7 protein-coding genes and 1 pseudogene are annotated in these 8,319 nt (G+C 39.2%); 6 read left to right on the top strand and 2 right to left on the bottom strand.

Translation table 11 applies throughout. The features are described from left to right. Positions 1-682 precede the first annotated feature (682 nt). From AB6C75_RS21940 to AB6C75_RS21925, 4 genes are all read left to right on the top strand, one after another. Entirely contained in the window at positions 683-976 is a 294-nt protein-coding gene (locus AB6C75_RS21940) for a hypothetical protein (RefSeq protein ID WP_054543036.1), read from the top strand. Between the two features lie 140 nt (positions 977-1,116). Then, positions 1,117-1,845: a DUF2971 domain-containing protein gene (locus AB6C75_RS21935; RefSeq protein WP_054543037.1), complete on the top strand. Its 729-nt coding sequence runs from the start codon at positions 1,117-1,119 to the stop codon at positions 1,843-1,845. Positions 1,846-1,886: 41 nt separating this feature from the next. Then, on the top strand, positions 1,887-2,789 hold the full coding sequence (locus AB6C75_RS21930; protein ID WP_102489137.1) for a DUF2971 domain-containing protein: 903 nt from the start codon (positions 1,887-1,889) through the stop codon (positions 2,787-2,789). A 348-nt stretch (positions 2,790-3,137) separates the two neighbouring features. Further along, positions 3,138-3,719, top strand: a complete 582-nt coding sequence (locus tag AB6C75_RS21925; protein ID WP_372109243.1) for a hypothetical protein — start codon at positions 3,138-3,140, stop codon at positions 3,717-3,719. 407 nt (positions 3,720-4,126) lie between these two features. On the opposite strand, the gene AB6C75_RS21920 is transcribed toward AB6C75_RS21925, so the two are convergent. Continuing rightward, the gene (locus AB6C75_RS21920; RefSeq protein WP_372109242.1) at positions 4,127-5,158 is read right to left on the bottom strand and encodes an IS110 family transposase; all 1,032 of its coding nucleotides are present in this window, start codon (positions 5,156-5,158) and stop codon (positions 4,127-4,129) included. A gap of 393 nt (positions 5,159-5,551) precedes the next feature. On the opposite strand from AB6C75_RS21920, the gene AB6C75_RS21915 reads away from it, so the two are divergent. Both AB6C75_RS21915 and AB6C75_RS21910 read left to right on the top strand, forming a co-directional pair. Beyond that, positions 5,552-6,142, top strand: a complete 591-nt coding sequence (locus AB6C75_RS21915) for a hypothetical protein (RefSeq protein WP_017091747.1) — start codon at positions 5,552-5,554, stop codon at positions 6,140-6,142. Between the two features lie 25 nt (positions 6,143-6,167). Next, positions 6,168-7,613 (top strand): hypothetical protein, encoded by a 1,446-nt coding sequence (locus tag AB6C75_RS21910; RefSeq protein WP_372109245.1) that lies wholly within the window; start codon positions 6,168-6,170, stop codon positions 7,611-7,613. A gap of 173 nt (positions 7,614-7,786) precedes the next feature. Here AB6C75_RS21910 and AB6C75_RS21905 read toward each other — a convergent pair. Further along, a pseudogene (locus AB6C75_RS21905) lies at positions 7,787-8,269 on the bottom strand (transposase); the annotation flags it as partial. Positions 8,270-8,319 lie beyond the last annotated feature (50 nt).

Below are 8,319 nucleotides of genomic sequence, written 5' to 3'. Positions count from 1 at the left end.
ACTCTTTACCATGCTGTTCAAAAAACACTCACGAAAGATCAACACGCCCTAATAACTTGTACTGCGAAAAGAGGGAAATAGATCAGTGTGAGATGGAATAAGGGGGTTAGTAAGAGTTTTGAGCCACTAATGAGGATTTTGGATTTTTCGTCAGACGGTTGGTGACCACGTTTATGAGCAAAAAATCATAGCTTAACGTGTTAAAGGTTTTCTTTAAGAAAGTGGGGTGAGTTGGTGTTGTTTTGCTAGCTTGTTTCTGCCCCAAAGTGAGCCAGTGAAGGATTGAACTCAGCTTCAACCCCTGAAATTTGCCTTACTTTTCCTCATGCTTAGAGATCCAACAATGTAGCTAAGTTATCTAATCTACAACAGACTGACCCTCAATCACAGTTACGCACAAATATGTGGCTCAATTATTTCTAGGCTATTGAATAGTGGAAAGCATTGATAACGTGCCTTGAATCAGATGCAATGTGTGCTTGCACGGCTTTCAACTAGAAAATCAACTCAAAACTAAATAATATTTATATTTTTCAGGTAGTTAGGTTGGTTGGGTGCATGAGATGCCAATTCATTCTGGTACTATATTAAAATGTTAGGGTTCTCGAGTGAGACTTATATTTAAGTTTTTGTTCTGAAAATCACTATAATTCATCGCTTTCTTTCGGTTTAGGTATAAGACATGGACTACATATTAGCTGGAGTCGTTATATTTTCGGTAAGTATTGGAGTTGCTTCCATTAAGCGCTGTATGGAAAGGTATACTGAAAAAATCATCACCAGTCAAAAACAGTTAGAAAGTAATCTAATTGAAGACAATCTAAAACTCAAAGAGCAAGTCAATCAACAAACTGAGGAGCTCTTAATCATGATGAGATACGTGAAAATTCACAAAAGTATGGATCACTTTAAAGATTTTAGAGATCACATGAAAACGGCGATGTCTTTAAATCACGATGGTTTTAATGATAACTAAATCAAGCCCATACAAACATTTAAGTGTGATTTTCCACGATTGGCATTTTTTGTCTGGGTTTAGTTCAGGGTTTACGGCGTTCCAGTTGAGTGCAGTGGTAGCTCATCACCTTAATTGGGCTAATTTTAAGTGGATAGTCCATGAATAGTAGATTTATTAACTACAAACAAGAAGAAATTGAAAAAAATATATATCGAGTATTCAGTTTTGAACGTTTACTTGAATTATTTAATCAACAAGAACTTACATTAGTCCACCCGTCTCTATGGGAAGACCCATTTGAGAATTTTTTCTTGAACTCCGAATTTACAAATGCTGCTGGACGCACATTTTCATTGGATTTAAAGTATGGTGTCTATGGCCAATGTTGGTCATTGTCTAGAGAGTCTGATGCGATGTGGCGTATTTATTCTCCAGATAAAAGAGGTGTTAAGGTAAGGACAACTTCTCGTAAATTACTCAGTTATTTGAATGATGCGACCGTTGATTATGGTTCTGCTTATATTGGTAAGGTTAATTACTTACCAAAAACAAAAATGAATGAATTATGTAATGATGATAATTTTATTCGCTCATCTTTAGATTCTGAACAAGGGATAGCATCGACCTTATTATATAAGCGCCGAGAGTTCTCCCATGAAAATGAAGTCCGGTTAATTCATACTAAAGCTAGTTGCCGAGAAGGAAGTGACAAAGTATTTTCTTTTTCAGTTAACCCTATGGAGTTGGTAGATCAGATTGTTTTTGACCCACGAATGAACGATGACCTGTTTCAGGTATACAAAAAACACATATCGGATTTAGGCTTTAAGAAGAGTATTGTAAAGTCGTCACTCTATGATTTACCAGCGTTGAAAATTAAAATTTAACAAAGCAATCAATATGATGCGTTACGCTCGGCGGATTTGGTATGGAGTTTGGTGGGTTCATCGTGACACACTTTATTGCAGGGTTAGCTCTCTTACGGAGAAAAATTTTGAAATTGCAATACAATAATTACGATGAGTACATGAGGTTTATATCATCTGATGATGCATTGTTTCATTTTACTCGGAAAGATACATCGTTGGAGTACATCCTGTTCAATAAGTCTCTTCGGTTCGGCGAGTTTTCAGGGACTAATGATCCACAAGAATATAAGTCTAAGTTAACAGGGGCGGTTGGCTGGGGTTGGGAAAGCCGTCATGATCAAAAAATTGAAGAAGCTACATTGCTAGTTGATAAAATACTGAGAGAGAAGTCCAAGTTCATATCATTTTGCCAAAACGATATTGTTGATGACAATTTGCATTCTCATGGCGTGCTGAAATCTAGAATGTGGGCTCAATATGGCGAGAACCATAAAGGTATATGTATTGTTGTTTCGAAAGCTAAATTGATTGATCAATTGACTACGGCGTTTGACCTAAATTATCAATTAGATTATGGCAAGATTCAATACGAAGAACCTGATCTAAGCCGGAATATACCTTGCTTAGATATCGATGGTCCGGAATTAGATAACCTTACAAGCAGTGATGTGGCGATAAATTTTGTAACTAAGCACATTGATGAACTTCTCTTTACAAAACAGCCGGATTACAAAGATGAAGCTGAGTTTAGGTTTGTTTTAATTCCCAAATATTTAGAACATGTCTCAGTACCAATTCATGTCGATTTATTAAAGTGCGTGCATTCGATAATACTTGGTGATGTGTTCCCCGTGGTTTACAAGCCGACGATTTTTCAGTTGGGGCAAGAGTTAAAAATTCCCGTTAAGAAGTTACATTGGGAACATCATGCTTACATTTTACTAAATTGGGACAAGAGCTAACAAACGACTAAGGCTTCAACTTACTTTGCCTAATCTGACAGGAACGTTTTAGTACAGTAATTCTAAATTGTTCCTGTAAAGAGGCTTCGTAGATCTTAAGTTTTACTCGTGGCACTTTTCTCAAAAAGTGCCAGCTAGCTCAAATCTGCCCCATTGTGTATTTCAACTACAGACACCCATTGGCACGCGAAGCTAAGTTTTTCTTATTTTTGGTAACTTGAAATTCACTTGATAAAGCCATTGATTCTTTTAATGTTTCCAGGTGGGAAAATAAAGTATTATACATGGATAAAATCAAAAAATATATTTTGCTATCGTGTGGTTTTTACTCACTTTTTAGGTGATCCAATGAAAAAACCTCTATTTCTTCTTTTTCCGTCTTTCTGTTTTGCGACAGAAATGAGCGGTATCAATGAGTTAAAGTACAAAGTCGAGGATAAGAAAGGCGTAATTAGTTGGGATGTTTCAACTTTTTATAAAAAAGATGGTTTCTTTAGTCTAGGCTGCATTGATATGAGACCAGTAAAAAACTTGTGTGCCCAAATAGAAAAGAGAGAGTGCACAGATGACGAGTTATTCTTTGCAATCGCATACTTTCCTACACCTATTGATATGCCATATACTTCCGATATCGACGTTGTTGCGCTCAGCGCTTCAGGATACGAGACGTATTACATCACTGACGCAGGGCATCATGGAAACAACAGTTTCTTCGTCACTAAGAAAGATGTCTATCACTACAGCAAGATAATAGACATGTTCTCAAACGTTGATTCAGTAAGCGTTGACATGGTATATAAAAACTATAACACCATATCTGACAAAATAGACGAAACGTTGAGTTACGATACTAAAGAGCTTACATACGCTATTGATGTGAAAGAGCTAAGAGAGGCTTTTAATGAGTATCAATCTAATTGCACTCTTTGATTTGGTAGTAAAATGGAGGTTCGATGAGGCGGGGCTTTTCACCTACCAAAACTAATCCCATCAAACTAAAACTGTATAAATGTACTAACACGTTTTTGTCCAACATTGAGTTAGCTGCCGTGGTTAGCTCATGAATTTGTATCCATGGCACTTTGTACTTGAAAGTGCCCCATTACGTATATGGAATCCACGTATTTACAAAGTGATTTTGGCAATAAAAATTAAGATGCGGCCGTATATTCGGCTTCTTCTTGAAGGAGCTACCTTCTAGCCTTTGATGTTTTGCGCACCTACTGTCCTCATCGAGTTTGTAGCTTCTAAGGCATGACAGAATGGCCAGGTTTTCAGTAGGTTGGCCTTACCTTTTATGCATCATCATTTTGTAAAATTTAAAAATTTGTTAGTGATTAATTAGTGAGTAATACTGGTTTATATTCAGTCTCATACCGAAACATTGCCCACGCAGTACGTACCACTTTGTTAGCCAGTGCAATGCAGGCCTTCTTGAAGCCGATACGATCTATGATGCTCCTCAACCAAGCGTCCTTCTGAGTCTTCGGTTTTTCGGGTAGTCGTCCAACGTAAGACATTGCGCCAAGATAAAGAAGCGAGCGTAGCTCCTTCACACCACCGCATTTATCGATCCCAATCATAAAAACTTTGCCACCTGAACTGTGCTGTTTAGGTGTAAGATCAACAAATACTGAAGCTTGTCTTCCATTCTTGAACTGCTTTCCATCACCAAGAGTTATATAGAGCATCGCAGCAGTTGTTTCACCAACACCTTCAATGCCCATTAATCGTTGGCACGGTTCTATCTGACGGGTTAAAGCATTTTTCTCTTTTTCGAATGCGATGAGTTTTGCTTTAAGTTCTGTATATTGCTCCCACAGCATCGACAGAACGGATACGACATTGGAGGGTATTGGGGGATCGCCATCAAGCACGGTTTGAACCGACGCTTTTAAGCCTTTTTCACCTCTAGGGTTTGCTATCCCGTAGCCCAAAATTGTCCCTCTAATGTGAAGAGCTAGGGAAACAACACTACGAGATAAGAATCTACGGCTAGTTTCTAAAGAATGCATAGCTTGTTGTTCCAATGACTTTGGACGGCTGTACTTGATACCAATTTGTATAGCGGCGTTAGCGATGGCGAGAGCATCATTATGATCCGTTTTATGACCTTCTAGATATCCTTTCACCTTCTTAGGGGTAATGATTCGGACTTCATGCCCAAATTTTTCTGCTAATTGTCCCCAGTAATGGCAACCGCAACAACCTTCCATGACGACAATCGAAGGCTGAGCCTTTGCCAAGAACTCTTTCATCTTCTGGCGACTCAGAGGTTTATTGGACATTAGCTCACCATGAATGCTGATATGGCAGGCTTGAAGAACATTTTTTGCTAAGTCGATAGCGATAACATTTTTAGTCAACATATTGGAACCCTCGGTTTTTCCTCACTCTCCTAAGTCTAGATTGTTAAGGAGGGAGTGGATTCCATACATCAAGTTAAGGCAATCCGCATCTCAATTCTCGTGTACTCATTGGGGTTTGATGCCCAATGGAACGAAAACGTACGCTAACAAGAACAAACGTGTCATTTAAGTTATGACACAGCCAACAACGACACATAGGTAATGACATATACTGATTTTTGATTGCTTTTTGCTAATGACCGTAGGATCCAGCTAAACAGCGCACCGTTCCAAATCATTGATTTAATGCTTAACGTACAAAACCGTACCATTGTTATTACTCGGTATAACAAAACGCAATTGGTCTATCAACAAGCACACATGTAATATTCATAAAAAACATGGACTATTCATATGAAAAAGTTATTGCTATTTGCTCTGTTGTTTCTCGCTGGATGTAACCAGCAAAACACCACGCCTTCAGACCCAAATCACAATCAACACCATCAGAGTTTAAAAAAAACGCCGGCGCTCGCAGCAGAGCTTAAGGCTCAGCCTACAATTGATGACCAATTTACTCTGCTGTACCGAAAATTTGATTACACATTAGACAGAAGTGACTCCCTGACAGGTCGTGATAAAAATAAAGACGGAATACGCGATGATATAGAGGCATTTATCAATGCGTTAGAAGTGTCAGAACCCGTACGCAATGCATTGAAGCAAGATGCACTTCAAACTCAGAAAAACCTATATTACAATTGGAGTGAGAAGACTGAGGCTAATGTTGACAAAGCCATGGCGATAGGTGACGAATACGATAAAGTCATCGCTTGTAAAAAATTTGTCCGTATCCCCGTAAGAGATAGAACCAATACATCCAAAACAATCACAGCGCTGACCTACAACACTAAAGCTAGAACGGTGGCTTACCTTACTTACAATCATTTGCTAGATGGTTCAGTCAGCACATCGCTCCCTGCAGAGGAGCAATACTGTGAATAAACTAACAAGTGTCCTTTTGCTTTGCATGATATCCCCCGTCCATGCCAGTGCCGGTTCTTGTGATATTGAGGGTTACACTATAGGGTTCTTTAATGGTGTCGCTACGACGCTAAAAGCCGCTAAACTGGGAAGGGATGAAATAGAATCAACCCTCGGCATCAAACAATTCAAAGGCGAGTCAGTTGAATATCAACTGTTCTACAATGACTCATATATTGAAAGTAACGGGTTGAATGTCTTAGCTGATTTTTCTGAAACTTTTGACCAGAGAACGCAAGAGTTGGGTCAAAAGCAATTTGACCGATGGGAAGCGTTTTGGGAAATCGTTAGCGGACGTCAGGACAGTTCAATCATCCAAAAAATTAGCGCGACTTTTTCTTGGTTTAAAGGGTTTGTTTTTGATCTTGTCAGCCAAGGTCTGAATACGATGATTCGTGAGTTTTTGCAGCTCTTGAGTGCTTCGATTGATTCACCTGATACTGAAAAAACTCAGATGCAGCATAAACTCATCAATGATTCCAATACATGGAAAGGCAAAAAGCTAATTTATATTGCTCACTCGCAAGGAAACTTATGGGTGAACCAATCTTACAAGTATGTGGTTTCTCAATTAGGATACGACGCTGATAATATTCACGTGGTTCATATTGCGCCGGCCTCGCCAACATTAACCCCTGATAGTGGCTATATTTTATCAACGTCTGACCTTGTTATTAATGGCTTGCAACTAGCAGGAATAGGCTCTGTTCCTGTACCAAATACCGTTATAGTACCAAGCACAGCAGACATTACAGGGCATGGTTTAATTGAGATCTATCTAACTCATCCTGACTCGATTAACAAAATCAAGAAATCTGTGGGGCGAGCTTTTGATTCACTTACCAAGCCGGACATGGAAGATCATCTCTTTGAAGTGACCTATCAATACACGCCTTCTTTTGTTGAAAGTCACGCTGTATCAGAGACTAAATTTGTCGATAACCCAAGTGGAGATTGGTTCGATAAAGTGATGCACCAACGTCACGACGACTCCTACTTCAAATTCAATCCTGACACCTTAAAATACAAACTTAAACCTGTTGCTGGCTTAAAATATTTATCCCATTTACACGATAAGACAAACAGAAGAAATCAAACATTTACCGTCGTGCAATGTTCAAACATCCCGAACGATGACCCATTTATACTGGGGGAAAAATCCGAATCATTAATGTGGTACGGATATGATGAGCAACCGGACAATACCAAAGTTATTGTGACAGTCAGAGATAGATATGGAAGAAAACTACAAAGTGCAGAACAATCCATCACTGAACTCCGTCACCTAGGGTGGAGTTATCAAGGTATATTCCTTGATTTAAGAGCGATAAATTCTTTTTCAAATGAAGAAAATCAGTTCATAAAAAAACGAAATCTAGAGACTAAGTACGAACTTAATTCTTACTCAATTTTATTACCAACCACAACCTAAATATACCTATTGGTAGGCTAACGCAGTAGCATTAATTCAGATTATCGTCTTGAAGTTCCCTCACTTCTAGCTACACATAAGGGCACGGAAAAATGCTGTGTCCATATCTCTCATCGGTATAAAATTCAACAACTTAAACTGTAAGCGCCCCATGAACCCACGGGGCGATATAACTAATTTTTGAAGTTCCAAGGTAGGAGCGCATCGATATCAGGCTCTGCTTTCGCCAGTTCTTTCATGCACTTGACCATGTAGTCATAGAGGATAAGGCCGTTGGCTTTCGCGGTTTCGACGATACTGTAAAGCATCGCGCTCGCGTCAGCGCCATTTGCAGTGGTCGAGAATAACCAATTTTTTCGGCCTATAACCAGCGGTCTAATTGCCCGTTCAGCTCGATTATTGTCTATCGATAAATGACCATCCTCGATATAGCGGATGAGCTTCGGCCATTGCCCAAGCGTATATTTAATCGCTTTACCTAATGGACTAGAGCTTATCACTTGTTGGGACGTCATCCACTCGGACAGCTCATCCAGTATTGGTTTGGCGTGTATCTGACGTTCTGCTTTTCGTTTTTCGGCAGACGCACCTTTTAAGCGTAAATCTATCCCATAAAGTTTTTGGATTTTGGCAAGCGCTTTATCTGCTTTGTGTGATTACCGAGGGAGGTTGACGGTCTAAATACCGAAGGATTCTGTCGTTGCTT

It is taken from the genome of Vibrio sp. 10N.237.312.B06 (genome assembly GCF_041464685.1).
Classification (GTDB): domain Bacteria; phylum Pseudomonadota; class Gammaproteobacteria; order Enterobacterales; family Vibrionaceae; genus Vibrio; species Vibrio tasmaniensis_A.
This window is presented reverse-complemented; position numbering and strand designations above follow the sequence as displayed.